Source organism: Bacteroidota bacterium (genome assembly GCA_005882315.1).
GTDB lineage: Bacteria > Bacteroidota > Bacteroidia > Chitinophagales > Chitinophagaceae > VBAR01.
Genome location: VBAR01000006.1, coordinates 21,967 through 44,614 on the forward strand (window position 1 = coordinate 21,967; position 22,648 = coordinate 44,614).

15 protein-coding genes are annotated in these 22,648 nt (G+C 37.1%); 11 read left to right on the forward strand and 4 right to left on the reverse strand.

Annotation, left to right across the window (positions count from 1 at the left end):
• Positions 1-101 precede the first annotated feature (101 nt).
• From E6H07_18460 to E6H07_18495, 8 genes are read left to right on the forward strand one after another with little or no spacing between them, the layout of a single operon-like run.
• Complete coding sequence (locus E6H07_18460) at positions 102-776, forward strand: response regulator transcription factor (GenBank protein TMI61507.1); 675 nt, start codon at positions 102-104, stop codon at positions 774-776.
• Positions 776-2,020, forward strand: coding sequence for a HAMP domain-containing histidine kinase (locus E6H07_18465; GenBank protein TMI61508.1), 1,245 nt, complete (start codon positions 776-778; stop codon positions 2,018-2,020). The genes E6H07_18460 and E6H07_18465 overlap by 1 nt, the downstream gene beginning before the upstream one ends.
• Before the next feature lie 56 nt (positions 2,021-2,076).
• Positions 2,077-2,511, forward strand: a complete 435-nt coding sequence (locus E6H07_18470) for a hypothetical protein (GenBank protein TMI61509.1) — start codon at positions 2,077-2,079, stop codon at positions 2,509-2,511.
• A 58-nt stretch (positions 2,512-2,569) separates the two neighbouring features.
• Entirely contained in the window at positions 2,570-4,978 is a 2,409-nt protein-coding gene (locus tag E6H07_18475; protein ID TMI61510.1) for a TonB-dependent receptor, read from the forward strand.
• Positions 4,979-4,987: 9 nt separating this feature from the next.
• Positions 4,988-5,998 (forward strand): YncE family protein, encoded by a 1,011-nt coding sequence (locus tag E6H07_18480; GenBank protein TMI61511.1) that lies wholly within the window; start codon positions 4,988-4,990, stop codon positions 5,996-5,998.
• Positions 5,999-6,025: 27 nt separating this feature from the next.
• Complete coding sequence (locus E6H07_18485; GenBank protein ID TMI61512.1) at positions 6,026-7,261, forward strand: hypothetical protein; 1,236 nt, start codon at positions 6,026-6,028, stop codon at positions 7,259-7,261.
• Positions 7,262-7,271: 10 nt separating this feature from the next.
• Positions 7,272-8,192: an HlyD family efflux transporter periplasmic adaptor subunit gene (locus tag E6H07_18490; protein TMI61513.1), complete on the forward strand. Its 921-nt coding sequence runs from the start codon at positions 7,272-7,274 to the stop codon at positions 8,190-8,192.
• Between the two features lie 15 nt (positions 8,193-8,207).
• The gene (locus E6H07_18495; GenBank protein TMI61514.1) at positions 8,208-11,252 is read left to right on the forward strand and encodes an efflux RND transporter permease subunit; all 3,045 of its coding nucleotides are present in this window, start codon (positions 8,208-8,210) and stop codon (positions 11,250-11,252) included.
• 209 nt (positions 11,253-11,461) lie between these two features.
• On the opposite strand, the gene E6H07_18500 is transcribed toward E6H07_18495, so the two are convergent.
• On the reverse strand, positions 11,462-12,577 hold the full coding sequence (locus tag E6H07_18500; GenBank protein TMI61515.1) for a metallophosphoesterase: 1,116 nt from the start codon (positions 12,575-12,577) through the stop codon (positions 11,462-11,464).
• Between the two features lie 367 nt (positions 12,578-12,944).
• On the opposite strand from E6H07_18500, the gene E6H07_18505 reads away from it, so the two are divergent.
• Positions 12,945-13,616, forward strand: coding sequence for a phosphatase PAP2 family protein (locus tag E6H07_18505; GenBank protein TMI61516.1), 672 nt, complete (start codon positions 12,945-12,947; stop codon positions 13,614-13,616).
• 361 nt (positions 13,617-13,977) lie between these two features.
• On the opposite strand, the gene E6H07_18510 is transcribed toward E6H07_18505, so the two are convergent.
• The 3 genes from E6H07_18510 to E6H07_18520 all read right to left on the reverse strand — a co-directional run bounded on the left by E6H07_18510 (position 13,978) and on the right by E6H07_18520 (position 17,641).
• Positions 13,978-15,507 (reverse strand): lytic transglycosylase F, encoded by a 1,530-nt coding sequence (locus tag E6H07_18510; protein ID TMI61517.1) that lies wholly within the window; start codon positions 15,505-15,507, stop codon positions 13,978-13,980.
• A 307-nt stretch (positions 15,508-15,814) separates the two neighbouring features.
• Complete coding sequence (locus E6H07_18515; GenBank protein ID TMI61518.1) at positions 15,815-16,531, reverse strand: response regulator transcription factor; 717 nt, start codon at positions 16,529-16,531, stop codon at positions 15,815-15,817.
• Positions 16,532-16,549: 18 nt separating this feature from the next.
• On the reverse strand, positions 16,550-17,641 hold the full coding sequence (locus E6H07_18520) for a histidine kinase (protein ID TMI61656.1): 1,092 nt from the start codon (positions 17,639-17,641) through the stop codon (positions 16,550-16,552).
• A 436-nt stretch (positions 17,642-18,077) separates the two neighbouring features.
• On the opposite strand from E6H07_18520, the gene E6H07_18525 reads away from it, so the two are divergent.
• Both E6H07_18525 and E6H07_18530 read left to right on the forward strand, forming a co-directional pair.
• Positions 18,078-21,248 carry a SusC/RagA family TonB-linked outer membrane protein gene (locus E6H07_18525; GenBank protein TMI61519.1) on the forward strand — a complete coding sequence of 1,057 codons (3,171 nt, stop codon included), beginning with the start codon at positions 18,078-18,080 and terminating at the stop codon, positions 21,246-21,248.
• Positions 21,249-21,266: 18 nt separating this feature from the next.
• A complete protein-coding gene (locus E6H07_18530; GenBank protein ID TMI61520.1) occupies positions 21,267-22,631 on the forward strand; it encodes a RagB/SusD family nutrient uptake outer membrane protein in 1,365 nt (454 codons plus the stop codon).
• Positions 22,632-22,648: the final 17 nt, after the last annotated feature.

A 22,648-nucleotide genomic window follows, 5' to 3' on the forward strand; every position in this document is an offset into this window, starting at 1 on the left:
GGGGTTTAAATTTAACACACAAACTAGCCGTGGATTCTAAAGAAATTCTGAAGAAGAGGTTTCCTGGAATAGTATTATAAAAAATCTGTAGTTTTCAGTTTATGAAGTTGCTTATTATTGAAGATGAAAAAGAGCTTGCGGCAAGTATTGCGTCCTATTTAAAAAACGAGAACTATACTTGCGAAATTGCTTCAAATTTTAAACAAGCCCTTGATAAAATTGAAACATCCGATTATGAATGCATCGCTTTAGACATTACACTTCCGGGTGGTTCGGGTATGCAGTTGTTGAAAGAATTAAAAAACAATAAAAAAACAGACGGCGTCATCATTATTTCTGCTAAAAACTCGATAGAAGATCGTATTAACGGATTGCGCCTTGGTGCAGATGATTACCTGGTAAAGCCATTTCATTTGTCAGAACTGGCGGCAAGAATCAATGCTATCATACGTCGCAAAATGTATAGCGGGAATAATGTAATTCGTTTCAATGAAATATCCATTGATACGTTGGCAAAAGAAGTTAAGGTGAAAGAGGATCCGGTTGAACTCACACGAAAAGAATATGAGTTATTAGTTTATTTTCTTTCCAATCAACGTAAGGTCATTTCAAAAAATGCATTGATCTCTCATCTCTGGAGCCAGGAAATGGGAACGGGTGAGAGTGCTGATATTATTTATACTCATATGAAAAACCTGCGGAAGAAATTATCTGAAAAAGGCTGCGGCGATTACATCAAGTCATTGTACGGAATGGGTTATAAATTAACCGATTAATGAAACTGCAAGCTCAATACAATAAAATTTCCATTGCTTCTACAATTCTTGTTTTATTGATAGCAGGCGCCGGCTATTATTTCCTTCTTCAATATGTTCTCAAAGAACAACTGGATGAAACACTCCGTGTTGAACAGGTAGAGATCCAGGATTTTATTCAAAAAAATCATTCATTGCCTCCTGCAACTACTTATAAAGATCAACGTATAGAATTTAAAAAATCGGACAAGTTCTTACTACAAAGTTTCAGGACATTAATGTTGTATGTTCCAGATGAAAAAGAGAATGAGCTGAGCCGTCAGCTTGATTTTACCGTTGAAGTAAACGGGCAGTATTATATTGCTTCTGTAACCAAATCACAGGAAGCAACCGAAGAATTAATTGGCATTATCCTGCTCATTACACTCGGGTTGATCATTTTATTAAGCATATTATTATTTTTCGCAAACAGGTTTCTTGTAAAAAGGTTATGGAAACCTTTTCAAACAACACTTTCTTCTATCAAGAGTTTTGACCTTAATGCGCCTTCTGCTATCAAAACTGAAAAAACTACTATACACGAATTCAATGAACTCAATGAAAATATTTCGATGATGACGGAGAAGGTGGTTAAGGATTATTTATCCCTGAAACATTTTATTGATCATGCTTCTCATGAAATGCAAACACCGCTTGCTGTTGTTAATTCCAGGCTGGATGTATTGATACAGGACCCTGCTTTGAATGAAAAAAATCTTAAGGACCTGCAAGTCATTTATGATGCCGTTGATAAAATGTCAAAATTGAGCCGGTCTCTTCTGCTATTGGCAAGAATTGAGAATAACCAGTTCTCCGAAAAACAGGAAGTGGATATTCATATCATTGCAAAAAATATTATACAGGAACTTGATGAATGGATCAGTGAAAGATATTTAACAGTAAGCAATGAGATCAATGATCTAAAAGCGAACATGAATCCTCATCTGGCAAATACGCTGATCACTAATCTCATCATTAATGCAATTAAACATTCAAACAAAGAAGAAAGCATCCTGCTTCGATCTGACAATAATATATTAACCATCAGCAACCCGGGCACACAAGCATTGGATAAGGATCGGATTTTCGATCGTTTTTGGAAATCAGAATACTCCGATGGAACAGGTCTCGGTCTTGCTATCGCCAAACAGATCTGCGATCATTACGGATTTCTACTTCAGTATGAATTCAAAAAAGGAGCGCATCATTTTTCTATTCTTTTTTAAAAGAAAAAATCAGTTTTTATTCAGTATCACCCTTTAGGTTTGCAAAAAATAATTTTATGAAATCGTTATTATCATTAGCCTGCTTTATTTTTTCTTTTGTAACAATAGGCTACTCTCAAAAAATAACTGAAAAGGATGTTCCAGCCCCGGTAAAAACTGCTTTTAATAATAAATTTCCTGGCGCAACAGATATTAAATGGGAAAAGGAAAATAAAAAAGAACTCGAAGCCAATTTCAAAATGAATAATGCGGATGTATCGGCCAATTTCGGTTTAGATGGAGCCTGGGTAGAAACTGAAACAACTATTCCTTCATCTGAACTTCCTGCCGCAGTTACCAATACCGTAAATACAAAATATCCGGGAGCAGTTTATGGTAGAACAGAAAAGATCGAGAAGCCGGGCGGCAGGATCCTTTATGAAGTCAATATAACCGTGAATAACAAAAAGAAGGAACTGGAGCTAAACCCGGATGGCAGTATCGCAAAATAAGTTTAAATATTTGCAGGGATCATTATTGGATGACGTCTGAATTTAAAGTATCAGTGAAATGAAAAAACAAATAATTTTCATCATATGTCTTTTTGTCTCCTCAACTGATCTTTTTTCACAAGACGGCAATCATCTCGTCATCGGAATAGTTCAGGATAAAGCATCAAAACTACCCGTTGAGTTTGCTACCGTACAATTGTTGCACAACCGCGACAGTTCAATTATTCAAACAGCCATCACAGACCGTAAAGGAAAATTTGAAATGGATAAAATTGCATTTGGCAATTATATTCTTCATTTCACTTTTATAGGGTATGAAAAAACTGTAATGGCTGTTACCGTAGATCAGCAAAAAGAAAATATCGGAACTGTTGAAATTGGACTGCTGGCAAATAACATGAGTGAAGTAGTAGTGACAGCAGCAAGGAAATCTTTACTGAATACATCTATTGACAGAAAAATCTACAACGTTACCCAGGATATCATGGCACAAAGTGGTACCGCCAGCGATATTTTAAAAAACATTCCTTCTGTAGAAGTTGATATCGAAGGTCAGGTAAGCCTCAGGGGTTCGGCGGATGTAATGATCCTAATTAATGGCAGACCTTCTCCGCTTATGGGAAAAACAAGAGCAGAAGTATTACAGCAATTTCCTGCCAATACGATTGAAAGGATCGAGGTCATCACTAATCCGTCTGCCCGTTACAAGCCAGACGGTACATCGGGTATTATTAATATCGTGTTGAAAAAAAATATCAAAGCAGGTTGGAATGGCACTGCAGTTGGCAACGTCGGTAACAATGACCGTTATAATGGCAGTATAAATATGAATTATAAAACCGACAAGTTGAATCTTTTTGGTAATTACAGTATACGCCAGGACCGACGTATCAGAAAAAACGAGATAGATAGAGAGTACATTGATTCAGTAGGTAAAACTTCAAGCTATTATAATGAAGCAGGCAACTCACTGGCCCGGCCTGTTTCACATAAAGTTAGTCTTGGCATAGACTATATTATGGATAAATATAATAGCCTGGGAATTTCCGGGGATTATTATTATCGCAAACTAACCCGGAATGATGTGGTGCAAAAATTCTTTTATGATAAAAACCATATCCTGACAAGCAACTATGACCGCTTACGTTATGACCCGGAATACGAAGATGAAAAAGCTATAACATCTTACTGGCAACATAATTTTTCAAAAGAAGATCATGAACTGCGTGCTGAATTCACAGCTTCCTCTCAGAGTGAAGTAGAAGATAATCACTATACCAATATTTATCATTTCCCGGTATTGCCACCTTCTTATGATAATACATTGATCAAGCAGGGTGAAAAACAGCAACAGCTGACTGTTGATTATACCAATCCTTTGTCAGAAGATTCCAAAATTGAATCCGGGTATGATGGTTCCTTTAGCCAGTTAGATATGAATTTTCATATCGAATACTATGATACAACTCAGGGAATATTTATAAAAGATATTACAAAGTCCAATCATTTTAAGTATAGTGAATCAATACATGCAGCTTACGGAACTTACCAGCACAGTTATGAATCTTTTGGATATTCTGTCGGGCTACGATTTGAACAGGCTTTGGTTAACAGCAATCTTGTAACAAAAGATTCTGTAATAAATAACCAGTATTTTAAAGCTTATCCCACACTTCATCTTTCATACAAACTAAAGAATGGTGAATTACAATTGAACTACAGCAAAAGGGTACATAGGCCTGAAGGTGATGAATTGAATCCTTTTCCGGAATACCAGGATCCCTATAATATAAGAGCGGGTAATCCAAATCTTTTACCTGAAGTTACCCACTCTGCTGAGTTTGGATATAAGTGGCAGAATAAGCAGTTTTCATTTGTTCCAAGCATATATTACAGGTATAAACAAGACGGTTTTACCAATGTAATAATCCGCCTGAACGATTCTGTTCTGCTTTCTACGCAGCAGAATTTATCTAATGACCAATCCGCAGGACTTGAATTAATTTTTTCTGCAAAAGCTGGAAAATTTTTAACCGCCAATCTTAGTACAAATACATTTTATAACCAGATCGATGCATCAAATCTTGGTTTTAGCGATCAGAAATCAATTATTTCAATGAGTGTCAATTTCAACTCGACTGTCACGTTTACAAAAACAACGATGTGGCAGGTAAGTAGTAGTTATCGGTCGGCACGTTTGACGCCACAGGGCAAGTACTATGGAACCTTTGTCCTTAATTCAGGGATCAGGCAGGATCTTTTCAAAAATAAATTATCGGTGATACTCACTGCATCGGATATTCTTAATAGTAATAAACAGAAATCCGAAATAAACACACAGTATATGAAACAACACTCTGTTAGCAGAAGAGATGCAAGAATTATTTACCTTGGAATAAGCTATAGATTTGGAAAATTGATAAAAAAACAGGGGGAAGAAAAATTGCAATTTGATAATAGCCTTTAAAACATCTTTATGAAAAAAATAATCAATCTCCTGGTAATATTTTTTCTTACTGCAAGTACAAGCTTGTGGGCCCAAAAAGATTTTCAGATCCTTAAAACATTTCACATCCAAAGCGGTGGTGGCTGGGATTATATTGCTGTAGGGCCTGGCAATAATCGTTTATATGTATCACATGGCACACAGGTAAATATTTTGGATAAAACAACAGGTGATTCGATCGGTGTCATTGAAAATACTCCAGGTGTTCATGGAATTGCTTTTGATAAATCACAGAACAGGGGATACACCAGTAACGGCAGATCAAATAATGTTACCGTGTTTGATCTGAACACAAATGCCGTGATCACTCAAATACCTACAGGTGCAAATCCTGATGCAATCATGTATGAATCTTTTACAAAAAAGATAATCACTTGCAACGGCCGGGGTAAGAACTTAAGCTTTATCGATCCGGTTACAAATAAATTAGTTGATAGTATAGATGTGGGAGGCAAACCCGAAACTGCCGTTTCAAACGGAATGGGCAAGCTATTTGTAAATATTGAAGATAAAAATGAAATAGTGGAAGTGGATCTGAGAAAAATGGTTGTAGAAGCTCATTGGCCAATTGGTCCGGGTGAAGAACCTACCGGCCTGGTAATAGACAAAAAAACGAACAGGCTGTTTGCCGGATGTGGCAATAAATTCCTCATTGCTGTAAGTACCGTTACTGGCAAAGTTGTTGCAAGTATGCCGATAGGCGATGGATGTGACGGCGTAGCTTTTGATAACGACACAAAAAACATTTATACCTCCAATGGGGAGGGAACTATGTCTGTGTTCAATGAAAAGTCAGCAGATAAATTGGAAGCTATTGCTACAGTTACTACTAAAAGAGGTGCAAGAACCATCACTATTGACGAACAAACTCATTTGGTATATTTACCGACAGCAGATTTTGAAAAGACTGATCCAAATACTCCTAATGCAAGACCGAGAATGATACCGGGTACATTCCAGGTATTAGTTGTAGGCAAATAGAATGGCCTTATTGATCAAAGTAAAAAAATGATACGGGTATTTATTTTATTTTTTTGTACAGTTCTCTTTTTTGATTCACGGGCACAACAAAATAATCTTGATTATTTTGTTAACCAGGCGATCACCAATAGTCCTTTATTGAAGGATTTCCAAAACCAGATCCTTTCATTTTCACTGGACAGCCAGATCATTCGTGCCGGATTGAAATTACAGGTGAATGGTATAAGTAATAATTATTACGCTCCTGTCATCAAAGGTTATGGGTATGATGAAGTCATTACAAACGGTCAACAAGTTTCTGCACTGGCCCAGGTTAGTAAATCATTTTTAGGGGGAAAGACGATCAATACGCAGATCGCAAATCTGCAGTTGCAAAGTCAGTTGATGGCGAACAATGTTAAGATGTCTGAACAGGACGTGATTAAAACGATCACGGATCAATACATCGTTACATATGGGGAACAACTGCAACTTGATTTCTACAATGAGATCAATGGCTTGTTACGAAAAGAAGATAGCTTATTAAAAAAACTTACACAGGATAATGCATTCAAGCAAAATGAATACCTGGGTTTCGTCGTGATATTGCAACAACAGCTATTAACTACTGCTCAATTGGAGACCCAATACAAATTTGATTATGCTACTTTGAATTACCTGGCCGGGATCGTGGATACAACAACTACAAGATTGGAAGATCCTCAATTGAATTCAAAAGCTTTTGGAGATCTTACCAATTCTGTTTTTTACCAGCAGTTTGTATTGGATAGTTTAAAGCTTGCAAACGACAAAATGCTGGTTGATATTAATTACCGGCCAAAGATCAATGTTTACGGCGATGCAGGATATAATTCTTCCTTACTATTTCTGCCTTATAAAAATTTTGGCGCCAGCATAGGCCTTAATTTAACCATTCCGATCTACGACGGAAAGCAACGGAAACTTCAATATTCCAAAATTGATATCCAGGACAGGACAAGAGTATATAAAAAGAACTTTTTTTTTCAGCAACGTAATCAGCAAATATTACAGCTGATGCAACAATTGAATGCAACTGACCGGTTGATCGATCTGATCGATAAACAGATCAAGTACACCGAGACACTGATAATTGTGAATGAAAAATTACTAGCCGCCGGTGATATCAGGTTAACGGATTTTATACTTACGTTGAGTAATTATTTTAACGCAAGGAACCTGGTAACACAGAATCATATTGCTCGTTTGAAAATTGTAAGTCAACTCAACTACTGGGGTAGGTAAATAAATTAGTATGAAAAAGATCAGCTTATATTTTTTGATCCTTGGTACGATCCTTAGTTCTTGCCAATCAAAAAAAACTGAAGAAACAATAATAGAAGAAGAACAGGAAACGATCACTCCTGTTACTGCCACTTCTATCAATACAGAATCAATGGTTGAGTACATTGAGCTGAATGCAACATCCACATATCTTCAACAAGCATTTGTAAAAGCCAGCGCCAATGGTTATATACAATCGGTCAATGCCCAGGTTGGAAAAATGGTGTCTTCGCAACAGAGAGTTTTCGTTTTAAAAACTAAAGAAGCCCAAAGCATCGGAAATGCGATCAATGCGCTGGACAGTACTTTTAAATTTTTTGGCATCATTAATATTAAGGCAGGAACAACCGGCTATATTTCAGAGATCAATCATGAGCCGGGAGATTATGTACAGGAAGGAGAGCAACTTGCTGTGATCAACGACGTAAATAGTTTTGTTTTCATTCTTAATCTTCCTTACGAACTGCGACAATATGTAATGAATAAAGACTTCGTGGAGCTTTTATTACCTGACGGCAAAAAAATGATGGCCCGCATTTCTTCAGCTATGCCCATCGTTGATTCCGCGTCTCAAACACAAAATATTATTCTGAAGGTCAATGAAAAAAATCTTCCCATTAATCTTATTGCGAAAGTAAAGGTGATAAAAACCGAGAAGACAAATGCGGTTTCATTGCCAAAACAATCTGTATTGTCAGATGAAACACAAACTAATTTTTGGGTGATGAAATTAATTGATGATTCAACAGCTGCAAAAGTGCCGGTGACAAAAGGATTAGAGATCAATGACAGAATTGAGATCATATCACCAAAGTTTTCAGCATCTGATAAATTTTTGCTGACAGGCAATTATGGATTAGCTGACACCGCCAGGATCAAGATCGTAGAGTAATAAATTAAAAGCACAGTGAACAAATTCTTTATCACACATAAAAATCCTCTTGCAGTTCTTCTTGCTCTTATTATTGCCGCAGGTATTTTCGTTTATGGCAAAATGCAAACTTCTTTATTTCCTGAGATAACTTTTCCGAAGATCAAAATTATTGCTGATGCAGGATTGCAACCAGTAGATAAGATGATGGTAAGTGTAACGAAGCCATTGGAAGCGGCGATCAAACAAGTTCCCGACCTGGAAACGATTCGCAGCACTACAAGTCGCGGTAGTTGTGAAATATCTGCGTTCATGTCATGGAAGAGTGATATTGATGTCAACCAGCAACACATAGAATCAAAGATCAGCGAGATAAGAAATACATTGCCGCCTGATGTAAATATTACTGTTGCAAAAATGAACCCTTCGATCTTACCGGTAATGGGTTATTCGGTGGAAAGTAACAGAAGATCACCTATCGAACTAAAGCAACTTGCTATTTACACTATCAAGCCATTTTTATCGCAGGTAGAAGGTATTTCAGAAATAAGAATTACCGGCGGCCGGACAAAAGAGTATTGGTTGCAACTGAATATGCAAAAGATGAGCACCTTTTCCATTACTCCTGATCTGATCAATACAGCTTTGAGTCAAACCAATTTTATTAAATCAAATGGCTTTTTATCTGATTATCGTTACCTATACCTTACCATAACAGACGCCACAGTGCATAATAAAGATGAACTGGAGAATATTGTTATTAAAAATGATGGCAAACGCATCGTTACATTAAAAGATATAGCCGCTATTGAAGTAAAAGAAGGAGTTGAATTCATCAAGATCAATGCAAACGGGAAAGATGGATTACTCATTGCAGTAGTAAAACAACCCAACTCCAACCTTGTAGATCTTTCGGAAGCAATGAAAGTAAAGATCGAACAACTTAAAAAAATTTTACCAAAAGATGTGCTGGTCAAACCATATTATGTGCAGGCAGATTTTGTCAATGATTCTGTGAAAAGTGTTACCGATAGTTTATGGATAGGTCTTGCGCTGGCCATCATCGTTGCCATCATTTTTTTGCGATCCTTGAAAGCCAGTGCTACTATTTTAATTACAATTCCCGTTACGATCTTTCTTACCCTGATCGTTTTGTACGTCATTGGCTACAATTTCAACATCATGACATTGGGAGCTATTGCTGCTGCCATTGGATTGATAATTGACGATGCTATTGTAGTAGTGGAACAGATCCATCGAACACATGAAGAAAATCCCGAGGAGCCTTCTCCTGTATTAGTACAAAAAGCAATTCGCTACCTATTTCCAGCTATGGTAGGTTCTTCCTTAAGCACAATTGTCATCTTTATTCCTTTTTTATTAATGACAGGTGTAGCAGGTTCTTATTTCAGTGTAATGACCAATACAATGATCATTACGTTGGTTAGCTCCTTCTTTGTTACCTGGATCGGCTTGCCGGTCGTTTATTTATTGCTTTCAAAAAAACATGTCACAAAAAAACAGCAAAAAGAAAAACCACTTTCTGTAAAAAAACAAAGATGGGTTTCGTTTTTTATTTTAAATCCTGTTATTAGCTTAGTTATAATGGCGGGGCTTATAGTATCTATCATCTTAATATTACCAAAACTCGAAACTGGATTTTTGCCGGAAATGGATGAAGGAAGCATTGTGCTTGACTATACAACACCACCTGGAACATCATTGGAAGAAACGGATAAGATATTACGTGAAGCAGAAAAAATAATCGTAAGTGTTCCCGAAGTTGAGGCCTACTCAAGAAGAACAGGAACTGAGATGGGGTTTTTTATTACCGAACCGAATAGCGGTGATTATCTTATCCAGTTAAAAAAGAACCGTGATAAAACTACAGACGATGTAATTGAAGAACTGCGCCAAAAAATTGAAAGCACACAACCAGCTCTTCGTATAGATTTTGGGCAGGTGATCGGTGATATGCTCGGTGACCTGATGGCTTCCATTCAACCGGTTGAAATAAAAATATTCGGCACAGATCAAAAAAAATTGCAGGAATTATCCCGGCAAACTTCAGAGATCATCGCAGATATACCGGGGATTGCAGATCCTTTCGATGGAATTGTTATAGCCGGGCCATCCATATCAATTCTACCTAATTATTCTAAGCTTGCACAGTATGGCATTACTCCAACTGATCTTCAATATCAATTACAAACTTCATTAGAAGGCAATGTTGTTGGAAATCTATTTGAGAAGGAACAATATTCTGTGATCAGGTTGGTTTATCCCGGCAGCAGGAAGCTTAGTATAACTGACATCAATAATCAACAGATATTTTTACCGAACGGCAGATTGATCCCTATACATGAATTAGCTACCGTTATTATTAACCCCGGAGATGCAGAAATTCAACGATCAAATTTGCAATCGATTGGAGTCGTTACTGCGGATCTTGAAAACAGGGACCTGGGCAGTGTTATGAAAGATGTGCAGGAAAAGATCACCTCAGAGCTTACTCTTCCCGCTGGTTATTATATAGAATATGGCGGCGCTTACGCAGAGCAGCAAAAATCATTCAGTGAATTATTGATGATATTGATCGCTGCAAGCTTATTGGTTTTTTCAGTGATATTGTTTTTATTCCAAAAGATCAAGGTGGCATTGCTAATTTTAGTGATCGCTGTATTAGGAATATCAGGCAGCTATCTTGCTTTATGGCTAACAAATACACCTTTGAATGTTGGAAGTTATACCGGTCTGATCATGATAGTCGGCATCATTGGTGAAAATTCAATATTTACTTTCTTGCAGTTCAAAGAATCATTACATGAAAAAGGCGTTGATGATTCGATCATCTTTGCTATATCGACCAGGCTCCGGCCCAAATTAATGACGGCATTGGGAGCGATTATTGCCCTAATGCCTCTGGCTTTAGGAATTGGCACAGGAGCACAACTGCATCAGCCTTTGGCAATAGCTGTGATCGGGGGATTTATAATTGCCTTACCTCTTCTTTTGATTGTATTACCAAGTATGCTTAGGTTGCTTTATAAAAAAGCGAAACCGGTCAGGACAGCCGTTTAAAATTTGAATAAAAGAATCCGCCCAGAATATTAAGATTGAAAGGGCCTAACGAATTGACAATACAAATCATAACAAAAAAAATTAACTTGGATACAACTCATCGGAAACTCCAAAAGAAATCATTCTTGATGAAAAGAGCGATACCTAAATATCCTTGCAATGCGAGTGGCTACAGAATAGAGAAATGCTTTACAAGGAACCAAGGAAAATTATAGTAAGGCCCGCTCTCCTTTTGTATTTGTGCGATAATATTTTTCGCCTTCAATAAAAAGGGCTTCCATTTTTCCGCGATAGTCATGTGTGTCCAGATCTATTACTTTGCCACCATAATTCCAGTTTATTTTCTCACTTACAACCGTGTGGCCCGTAATAATTTCTGTAACATCAAATTTGGAAAGTGTCTTGTCAATTTGTTCCGGGGTCGCTCTTTGGTCTCCCATATAATAACCCCTGTACCAGAAAGGACCTACTTTAGTACTCAATATGATCTTTAAATTATTGTCAAATTGTTCATCCAAACTATTGGCATAATAAGGCCGGGCCAATTGATTGATACGTGAAACCGAAAGATTCATATTATTGACTTCTTCTGAAATGCCACCATGCAAAAAAAGCCTTTTCCCGATCTTCTCGACAATATTTTTTGTGAAAAGCCATCTTCCAATTTCAGAATTCTTATCATAAAAACTTTCATAGCTTTTATGTATGAGTCTTGCATGATCTAAATATTTTTTATTTACATAACGCAGATCGCCACTTAAATTCATGATCTCATGATTACCAAGTATAAAATGAACATACCCTCCTGCAGCTTTCGCTTTTTCTTCTAATGCATAGATAAGCCATAGTACTTCTGTAACCTGCTGACCACGGTCAACAAAGTCGCCAGTCAATACAAGATGACCATCACCAAAGGTCCAGTTATATTCTTCATCCATTACGCCATTCGCCTGTAATAATTGCCGGAAAGAACTAAAATCCCCTTCAATATCTGATATTGCAAATAGTTTACTCACCGAATCAAATTCGCTTTTTTCATTTTGTAATTGATCCTTCAACCTGACTGAAAATGACTGATTCAAAATGTCTGTATTTATATTTAGAACCAGGTCCCTTTTAGTTTCCAGGGATGCTGTGTCGGTTTGAACCAATTTATGATCACTGCTATCCAGAATATAATTTACGGATACCCTATTCTTTTTATAGAACACATAAGGTCCATCGACCTGGTTTGTGATACCGGGTGTGCCAGGATGATTGTTTTCAAGATCCCGTACCAATCCCGACAGTAAAAAGGGAAGTAATATGATCGCTGATTTTTTCATAATTAAGTAATGAATATACTATTCTTAATACAAGAGGCATGCCCAATTAGTATATTTCAGTCTGATAATCGTGGGTCGCAGGACCAATAACTCAGTTTTCCGAAGTCCGTCTCCGGTATGTAATTGTTCAATAAATAAAGTATGGAACATTCTTCCAGAAAGTTGATTTAACAATCAATTGGCTCGCAGGTCTTATGTATACAGACTAAGAGATTGGAATCGGAAAATGCCTTCTCTGACAGAAACAGGCTTTTAATATCCTCAAACTATCGAATTGATAATACAAATCACAACAAAAAAAATTAATTTAGGCAGATGCTAAATGAATTCAAAGATCATTGCATGAAAAAGGCCTAGATTAAGTTTAATGAAAGCTCTTCATAAGAAAATAATCAAAGACATATCCTTCAAAACATTGTTGGTTTCATCTTTGTTTTTTATAGCCATTTTTGTTTTTGCATTTTTAGCCCATGAGGTCGTTGGCGAAAAAGAAGATATGTTTGATACAAGTGTGTTTCACTTTCTAAAAGCTCATACAACACCTCCTCTTGTTAAACTTATGAATGGACTGAGCTTTTTCGGAAATCATTTCTTCCTTATTCCTGCTTATATATTAATGGTCACAGTTTTATTTCTCAGGCATAGAAGGTCAGATGCCATTAATATAATAGTTATCGTTTTGAGCAGCACTGCACTTTTATTTGGGTTAAAAGCGATCTATGGACGTCATCGCCCCGAATTGCCGTTACTCAGGGATTTACACGATTATAGTTTCCCAAGTGGTCATGCTTTAAGCTCATTTATTTTTTGCAGCATATTGATTTATTTGATCTGGAAAAGTGATCTAAGTTCTTTATTAAAATATGTTTTGGCCTGCCTGCTTGTTATCTTTTCGATAAGCATTGGCATTAGCAGGATAGTCTTACGTTATCATTTTGCAAGTGATGTATTGGCAGGTTTCGCTTTAGGATTTGCCTGGGTCATATTCTCTTTTTGGGCCTTACAAAAGTTGTCTAAGAGATCAGGACGAGGACACTGATCTTTTACCCGGTCTCGTTTGTTCTGAACTGCGAAAACCTGCTTGATTATCGACAAACAAAAAAAGAATCGATCGTTATTCCTCCTGTTACCAATCCAATGTTTAAGCAATTATGGGCGCCAATTGACGGTCGTGTAGTCAATTTCAGTGTAAGAATAAGATTATAGAATTATAATGGATAAATATTTATGCTTATGGTAAAAAATATCTTGCTGATCCACTTTGTAAAAATTAAAATTTTCTTGCTGGTTAGCTGCACTTAATAAATTCCCCCGCATCATTTCAAGAATTGGGTTTCGAACCGTTAGTGATTAGCATCTATTCGCTATCCCAGAATAAAAAAGTCTGAGAGTTCAAAACTTTAGTGAGTGTCCCTTGAATCTTTAAAATGTTGAAGTGCCTGGTAAGACCAGTAGTACCTGTAAATATTGCTCACATACTGTACCGTTTCCCTCCCAATATGTCGTGCCGCCATGATCTCTACATTATTAAACCATACATTTTCATTCAGCCCATGTGCTTTAGCCTCACGTCTTAATTTTCTCATATTGCCAGGTCCGCAGTTGTAGGCTCCCAGTGCCATAAGATGCATATTCAAAGAATCTATTTGAGCATTTTCAAAATAGTTGTCAATTAAATAGCGCATATATTTTACACCTGCATGGATATTGTTCTCCGAATTTCTAACATCGGGAATACTGATTGGAGGACTTGCGGCTGTTCTGGGCAGCACCTGCATAACGCCAACTGCGCCGGCATGACTCACAGTTTCCTGCTTAAGTTGGGATTCCTGGAATGCCTGGGCAGATAACAAGAGCCAGTCAAGAAAATACTTATCGCCATATTTAATAAACATAGCTCTGAAATGATTTAGATCTGCTAATGCTTCCTTGCTTTGAGAGTTCCGTAACCTGTTTGTATTTTTTAGGTATTTGTCATAGAGCATATTTCCCACCATTGACCCTTTCCTTATTTGTGGTATAAATTTGTTGACAGCCGCTTTTAACTTGGGTGAATTTTTTCTGAATGCCCATCCATATGATACATTAGTTTCAACTGCAATTTTCGAGTATACCTTTAACTTTGTATAGACACTATTCCAAAGTTTTCCAAGATCCTCAGAAATTACGGTGAAGGGAATCAATCCCTCATTTACCATTTCAAGAATATCTTCCGCTTCAAGATACGGGCCTGAGAATTCAATTTGTATAGGTTTTAGTCCGAGTTTTTGAAGTGAATCATTTAGCCTGTTTAATGAATACTGATAGCTGCTGTTTTCGCGAACAAAAACTTGTTTACCGGCAAGATCTGCAATTGAGTTAATTGTTGGTGCTGAGGGTCCACCTACAACAATATCTTTTATACCTGTTACGGTTGGAGTTGAAAAATCGATTTGCTCTTTTCGTTCTGAAGTTATCGTAAAACCAGATGCGATCATATCTGCATGACCGCTTGTTAATAATGGTACGATCTGTTCACGGCTTACAGGTATAAAGATCACACGTACTTTGGGTGGATAAAATTTCAACTGCCTGTTCAATTCTTTCTCAAAAAGATTAAGCAGGTCATAGGCTAGACCGGAGGTCTTCATCCCTTCCATGTAGTAATAGGTTTTTGAGTAAGGAACTAGTACACGAATATATCTTCTGGCAATCATGCTATCGAGATCACCAAATGCAGTATTTGCCAATCCTAATATTTCATTTTCAGAAGCCCAATTTATATAAGAGATACTGTCACCTCTTAGGGTTACTGCAAATGTTCCAGAGGTGTCTAGTAAACTGGATTGATTAGCACCGACTTTTTCGGAATTTTTGTTTTTAGTCGTATCCTGGCATGAAAGATGGCAAACAGTAGCCATCAAAAAAATAAAAAAAAAGGTAAAACGCATTTTTCAATAGTTGATAAGGTTAATGATCATATTTGTTTGCGTTAAACACAGGGCACTACTGTAAGTTATACTTTTTTTGATTACATATTTACTTTTGATTTATGAGTTTAAAAAAATTGCAAAAAGAATAGGTGTAACAGAAGGGAGAATTGAAAAATTGATGACTCCATTTTTGAAGAAACAGCCCTTTATGGAAACATTGGTGAGCCATTTATTTTTGAGTGAAGCAAATAAGAGAGGATATTTATTGATGTATCAAACAAAAAAAATATTTGACCGCATAAATGAATTAAGGATATTCAGAAATTCACGCCTTTCTTGTTTCCAATAATTTATTAAAATGTTCCTGGTAAGTATTGCCGATCGGGATGATGCGGTCCTTGATATATATTTCCTGTCGTTCAATGGATGTGATCTTGTCTAAAGCCACGATATAAGATCTGTGAACCCGTACAAAACGTTTAGGAGATAATATTTCTTCGAGTTGTTTCATCACCTGCAAGGTGATGATCCGTTGTGTCTTCGTATATATGGATACATAATTCTTCAGGCCTTCTATATATAAAATATCATCCAGCTCAACCCTCACCATTTTGGTTTCTACTTTTACAAATATGTAACCACCGGTTTCAGGAAGCATTTCCTGGGAACGATTGAGCTTTTGTGTTGGATTTTTTTGATTGAATGCTTTTTCCGCAGCTTTATAAAACCGCTCGAACGCAATTGGTTTCAGCAAATAGTCGATGACATTATGCTCAAAGCCATCTATTGCATATTCCTGGTAAGCCGATGTAATGATGACCTGTGCCCTGTTTTGCAATAATTGCATGAACTGAACTCCATTTAACTGTGGCATTTGTATATCAAGGAAAACGAGATCAACAGGTTCGTTATTTAAACTGACCAGGGCTTCCATTGGATTATTAAAGGAACCTTCCAGTTGCAGGAATGGAACTTTATTGATGTGGTCTTCCAGCAAATGGACGGCCAGCGGCTCATCGTCAAGTACTATGCATTTAAGCATAAACAGTAGGTTTGTTCCTTATAAAGGTAACTGTAAATTCACAATAAACCTGTCTGCTGTTTTACTTAAGTCGAGTGTATATTTTTTTCCGTAAAGAAGGTCAAGACGTTTCTGCACATTGGGAATACCAATGCCTCCTACATCATCTTTTTGATAAGAATTAATAGAGTTCTCAATTGAGAAATTCAGCTGGTGATCGCTGACTTTTATATTGATATCAACTGGCTTCTGTGCATCAGTTAAGATGCCATGTTTGCAGGCATTTTCTATAAGCGGGAAAAGCAATAAAGGCACAATTCTCTTTCCGTTCGTATCTCCTTCTATTGAAAAATTAATGTAAACATCCCCGGGATGTCGCAGTTTCTCAAGGTCGATATAGCTGTTGATGTGTCGGATCTCTTTATCAAGGCTCACTCTGTTTTCGGCGTCTTCTTTTTCATACAATACATAGCGCATCAGTTCTGAAAGTTTCATAACACTCTGTCCTGTCTTTGTACTTTTTTCCATTACAGACAGTGAATAGATATTATTCAGGGCATTGAACAAAAAATGCGGATTGACTTGCAATTTTAAAAAAGATAACTCTGCTTTCAATTTTTGATTCTCCAATTCCTTCCTGATCTTCTCCTGTTGAAACCAGAGCAACAAAAGACGGTAAGCAAATGCAACAATAACAACGGATACATTGGTCAGGATATGGATCTGAAAATAGGTTCTGAAACGATAACTGAAAATGCCGAGAGACTCCGATACCGGCTTCCTGGAAAATTTATCAAACATTGGGCTTTTATGCATCAGGTACTGGTTAAAGGACGTCTCGAGTCGAAATTTCAGGTATGTAACTATGATAGCCAGTAATAAGGAAGATGCAACTAACCAGAGCCATTTTTGCTGAAGGGTTGCCATCCTGGGCATTATATAAAATGCTACAATGTAAAACAGTAAAAAATTGATAGTAACAAGGACGAAGTGATTAAATATCAAAGACTCCCACATAACAGAGATATTCATATTAACGAGAGTGGGAAGAAATGTAATAAAATGTAGTGCGAGCCATGCCAGCCAATGGGTAATAAAGACAAACAAACCGCCTTTTCTAAAGGGAGATATTAGCAAGAGATCAGTATTTAGTGTTACTGCGGCCACAATGTACAATTATTTGAAAAATATGCCTGCAATCTGGTAATTTATTGAACGCCAATTCCGACTAACTGACATTCGGGGGGTTTTAAAGGATGAATTTGACTCCTCGGTTCACCAAAAAATTCATACGTCGAATTAACAATTTGGTCATCTGAAACCTGACCTTTGTTTAATAGTCCGCATCGGACCTCCCAAACTCATCTAACTTACCGCACTGAATTTTGTCTTAAAGGAATTTTTCAATTGCACCGGATCTACCAAAGCAGGAATTACAAAAGAGGAATTAATAGTTATTCAAAAATGGACTGAACGTTGATCCGAGTCAAGAAGAAGATATCTTTTCCGAAAACCCCTAACGAAAACCAAAATCGAATTGAAGAAGTCAAAACCTATAAATTTTTTCATGAAACGTTTAATGCTTTTATTAACTGCTGTTTTATTTTTTAGCAGTATTTCTTCTAAAGTGTTTGCAGAAAGCGGATACCAGCAGGCTCCAAAAGACAGTATTCCCAAAAAAATAATTGGAAAAGTAAAGATCACCGTAAAAGATCTGATGGACGGAAGTGTATTGGATAGTGTTTACGTCAGCGTTGGACTTAAACGTGGTTATACTGACAATAAAGGGATCATTGAGTTTGACAGTATACCAGCCGGAACTATGGCCATTGTAAGCAAGAGCGGTTATATTGTTCAATCAAAAAAAGTAAAAGCTGATATGCAGATCCGGATCGGAAAAAGAGATATGCGGTCCTCAGCTAATAATTATAAAAACGGATTATTTGAAAGACCAATTGAACATTTTTCAGGTGCCGCTACTATCGTTTCAGGCAATGATCTGCGGAAAATAAATCCGCTGAATTTCACAGAAGCATTGAAATATTATGATCCTTCTTTTATTGTTACAAGAGATAATCTTAATGGCGATGATCCTAATGTTACTCCATCTGTAAAGATCAGGGGCTCGTATAATTTTCCAGCTTCAGCAACTATTGCAAGCCAATCAGGAAATGTAGTTACTGGTGCTCAGATCAATCCTTCAGTTGGTGATTATGTTGCCAGCAATATTGCCAATCCAAATCAACCTGTTATTTTATTAAATGGCGTGCAGGTTGCATTGCAGACAGCACTGGATATCGATATCAACCGGATAGAAAAGATCACCATTTTAAAAGATGCGGCAGCTACATCTATATATGGTGTACGTGGCGGAACCGGAGTTTTATTAATTCAAACCAAAGCACCTCAAAAAGGTGATTTCAGTGTTACTTATTCAGGACAGGTACAGGTTACTACTCCTGATCTTTCTTCTTACAGTTTATGGAATGCTCCGGAAAAATTACAGTTGGAACACGACGCTGGATATTATACTAACAATCCTTCTTTATACCAGGATCGTTTATACCAGGTAAACAAAGGGATCAATACCAATTGGCTTGATATGCCAACAAGAACAGGAGTTGGCAGCAAACATTCTTTATCACTTGAAGGTGGTGATGATGATATAAATTATGGGATGGATTTTTCCTATAATGATATAAAAGGTGTGATGAAAGGATCAGACAGGAAGAATGTAAATTTTGGTGGCTTTATCAGTACCCGGCTTAAGAATGTTGTAATAAATAATTATCTCAGTTATCAAAGATCAAACGCTTCCAATTCAACTTATGGCAGCTTTAGTGAATATGCCAGGCAAAATCCTTACTGGAATCCTTATGATTCAATAACGGGTGAAATGGCCAGGGTATTAGAAGACTATACTTACCAGGGTAATACTGTGCGTTATTATAATCCTGCATACAACGGCACTATTTCAACAACAGATGAAACAGCATATTCAAGGATAAGCAATTTAACCAACATCAACTGGGCAATCGGCCATGGCTTCCGTTTGAATGGAAGATTTGGGATTAGTAAACAATCGGATCAACAGGATTATTTCCTTCCACCGACACACACTGCTTTTGCTGGTTATACTCCCAGCCAATTTTTTAATAGGGGAAAGTATAATCAAACCGTTAGTGATTTTTTAAGTATGGAGGGAACACTAAACCTGGATTACACTAAAAAAACAGGGTTGCACCAGTTCTATGGATCAACCGGCGTAACAGCTTTGGAAACAAGAAGTGAATCTACAGGTATTGAATTAGTTGGATTTACTACTGATAAGCTATCTGATCTTGCTTTTGGTAATGCTTATTCCAACACAAGGCCAACAACTGGTATAATTGAAACACGTTTAGTATCGGGTTATGGAAACTTTGCATATAGCTATGATAACCGTTACCAGTTTGAAGCTTCTGTGAATGCTGATGCATCTTCTCAGTTTGGTGAAAATAACAGGGTGGCTTCACATTGGTCTGCCGGTGCAAGCTGGAATCTTCACCAGGAAAGATTTTTCCATGAGAACAAGATCTTAAATCAATTGCGTGTTCGTGCCAGTGTTGGTACAGCAGGCAACCAGTTTTTTCAATCATACCTCGGTCACTCTTATTATAATTATTATACTGACAGGCAATATATACAAGGTGGTAGTGGTTTTGGAACAAGAGGTATCGGGTTAGGCGCTTTCTTAACAGGCTTTGCCAATGAAGATATTAAGGCTCCGGAAACACAGAAGCAAAATATTGGAATGGATGCTGTGTTATTACAGAACAGGTTATCAGTTCGTATAGATGCTTACAGGAATAAAACAAAAGACATCGTTTTACCCGTAGTTTCTCCATCATCAACAGGCTTTATAAACTTTACTTATTATGATAACCTGGGTGCAATTGAAAATAAAGGGATCGAACTTGATCTTAATTACACTATAATCAAAAATGTAAAAAAAGCCATTGTATGGAATATCCGTTTGAATGGAATTCATAATGAAGATCGCATTATAGCAACTTCAGAATACCTGGATAAACTTAATAATGCTAACGATGCAATGTCTGTTGATCAGACAAGACCACAACCCCATTATGTAACTGGAAAATCTCTTACTAATATCTGGGCTGTTAATTCATTAGGAATTGATCCGGCTACAGGCAAAGAAAAATTTCTGAAGGCAAATGGAACAGAGACGTTCACATGGGATGCAGCCGATAAAGTTTCTGCCGGCGATATGTCGCCTGACTGGTTGGGTTCTTTCGGAACAAGTGTATCTGTTAAGAATATCACAGCTGGCATTTATTTCAATTACCAGTTTGGTGCAAAAATTTATAATCAAACATTGGCAGACAGGCTGGAGAATGCTGATCTCACTTATAATTTAGACAGGAGATCTGCAGATAATCGCTGGACTCAACCTGGTGATAATGCATTGTACAAGCCATTATCATTAAATGGCATGGCTACATCGCCAACTTATGCTACTACCCGTTTTGTTGAAAACAATGATTTTATAAACTGTTCGGCGATCTCATTGGATTATGCAATACCGCAAAGCATAACTGAAAAGATCAAAGCTAAAAATGCAAAGCTTGGTTTTGTTGCAAACAATGTATTCAGTTCAGGAGGTATAAAAGCTGAAAAAGGAATTTATTATCCGGTTCATCGAATGTATTCATTTTCTATTACAGCAAGTTTCTAATATTTTAAAAGTATTGATATGTATAATAGAGGTTTCAAAATTTATTTCCTGGCTGCTGCACTGATCATCGTGTCTTTGACCGGCTGTAAAAAGTGGCTGGACACAGATCCCCCTTTGCAGGTTAGTGAGAATACTGTTTTCTCAAATGAACAGGGTTTTAAAGAAGCATTGAACGGAGTGTATCTGCAGATGGGCGGCAAAAGTGTCTATGGAAGAGATATGACCTTTGGCTTAATGTCTGTGCTCGGCAGAAGTTATGACACAACTATATCGCCTGCAATTGCTAATTTATATTACCAGGGTGCACGGTATAATTTCCAGGATGCGGAAGTGAAAGCAACTTTTAAAAATATCTGGGAAAGTTTTTATATCAGTATCGCCAACCTGAACAACCTTCTTGAAAATGCAGAGACAAGACAAAATGTTTTTACAGGCAATAACTACAATACTATTAAAGGTGAAGCTTTAGCATTACGGGGATTTCTGCATTTTGATCTGCTGAGGATGTTTGCTCCATCTCCTGCCGCTGCAGGTTTAAATGCGCCAGCTATTCCTTACGTATCTAAGATCAGTCCTTATGCTTCTCCTGTTTTAACTACAGGTGCATTTATTGATTCATGTATAGCTGATCTGAAAATAGCTGAGTCTTTACTTAGCCAAACGGATATGACCACTTCACGTTTAACTTATTGGGGCGTGAAGGGTTTATTGGCCCGTATCTATCTCTATAAAGGCGATCTTCAAAATGCACAATCTTATGCTTTATCGGTGATCAACAGTAATAAATTCCCGATGATCACTGCAGTTAATAGTGACTGGATGATCACAAAAGAACATTTATTCTCACTGTACATCAGCCTTAACATATCAACGGAGTATTATAAATCCGTGTTGAATACAACCCCTCCGCTGGGATTTACCACTCAAAACCAGACAGCACTGTTTGTTACAGGTGGTGGTGCAACAAGTGACTTCCGCCGTGCTTTTTTGGATCCTGCAACAGCAGTAGCTCTTGGCAATACTATTATGCCAAGAAAGTGTTATACGTTCGGAAACAATAATGCCAATGTGTTTCCGATGATCAGGGTTACAGAAATGTACTATATCGCTGCGGAGTGTGCTACGGCTGCACTTGATTCACTCAAAGCAACTGATCTGCTCGATTCAGTAAGAGTGCATCGCGGTTTACCAAAGTATATATTGCCTGCTTTGAAAAGAGACAGTCTCAATATTGAAATAAGAAAGGAATACCAGAAAGAATTCTTGAGTGAAGGACAAATGTTTTATTTCTATAAAAGAAAAGATCTGCCATTCTCTTCGTTGCCTTTTACCAAGGTTCCGGTTATGGCAGATGCATCTTATGTTTTTATAAAACCAGAATAAGAAACAAATTGTTTTAG

Coding starts and splice junctions, on each gene's coding strand:
- E6H07_18470 (TMI61509.1), top strand. CDS start 2,077: ATGAAATCGTTATTATCATTAGCCTGCTTTATTTTTTCTTTTGTAACA.
- E6H07_18490 (TMI61513.1), top strand. CDS start 7,272: ATGAAAAAGATCAGCTTATATTTTTTGATCCTTGGTACGATCCTTAGT.
- E6H07_18480 (TMI61511.1), top strand. CDS start 4,988: ATGAAAAAAATAATCAATCTCCTGGTAATATTTTTTCTTACTGCAAGT.
- E6H07_18475 (TMI61510.1), top strand. CDS start 2,570: ATGAAAAAACAAATAATTTTCATCATATGTCTTTTTGTCTCCTCAACT.
- E6H07_18460 (TMI61507.1), top strand. CDS start 102: ATGAAGTTGCTTATTATTGAAGATGAAAAAGAGCTTGCGGCAAGTATT.
- E6H07_18485 (TMI61512.1), top strand. CDS start 6,026: ATGATACGGGTATTTATTTTATTTTTTTGTACAGTTCTCTTTTTTGAT.
- E6H07_18525 (TMI61519.1), top strand. CDS start 18,078: ATGAAACGTTTAATGCTTTTATTAACTGCTGTTTTATTTTTTAGCAGT.
- E6H07_18530 (TMI61520.1), top strand. CDS start 21,267: ATGTATAATAGAGGTTTCAAAATTTATTTCCTGGCTGCTGCACTGATC.
- E6H07_18465 (TMI61508.1), top strand. CDS start 776: ATGAAACTGCAAGCTCAATACAATAAAATTTCCATTGCTTCTACAATT.
- E6H07_18505 (TMI61516.1), top strand. CDS start 12,945: ATGAAAGCTCTTCATAAGAAAATAATCAAAGACATATCCTTCAAAACA.
- E6H07_18515 (TMI61518.1), bottom strand. CDS start 16,531: ATGCTTAAATGCATAGTACTTGACGATGAGCCGCTGGCCGTCCATTTG.
- E6H07_18500 (TMI61515.1), bottom strand. CDS start 12,577: ATGAAAAAATCAGCGATCATATTACTTCCCTTTTTACTGTCGGGATTG.
- E6H07_18510 (TMI61517.1), bottom strand. CDS start 15,507: ATGCGTTTTACCTTTTTTTTTATTTTTTTGATGGCTACTGTTTGCCAT.